This is a genomic window from Collinsella sp. OM04-5 (assembly GCF_003439125.1).
Taxonomy (GTDB): Bacteria; Actinomycetota; Coriobacteriia; order Coriobacteriales; family Coriobacteriaceae; genus Collinsella.
Genome location: NZ_QSUU01000035.1, coordinates 464 through 682, shown reverse-complemented (window position 1 = coordinate 682; position 219 = coordinate 464). Strand labels below are relative to the sequence as shown.

The 219-nt window shown below is 32.0% G+C and carries 1 protein-coding gene; it reads right to left on the bottom strand.

From position 1 onward, the window contains the following. Window positions 1-219, bottom strand: a 219-nt coding sequence (locus DXB53_RS10165; protein ID WP_233503866.1) for a hypothetical protein, incomplete at both ends; no start/stop codon positions are given.

The following is a 219-nucleotide window of genomic DNA, read 5'->3' as shown; positions in this document are numbered from 1 at the left end:
GAATATTCTTGTACAGCATCCGTTCCCGGTCTTGATAAATCCGCTGTACAATAGCTTCATTTTCGATATTCTCAATAGGGTTATCTTTATGTATTTCAGAACGAATAACAGGAAGATATGACCTAAATGTTGTTTCATCAATACGAATAATTCGGTCTGTATATGGTTTTCTTTTTTCAATGTTCCCGCTGTAAATAATTTTTTTATTTTGATTTTCCA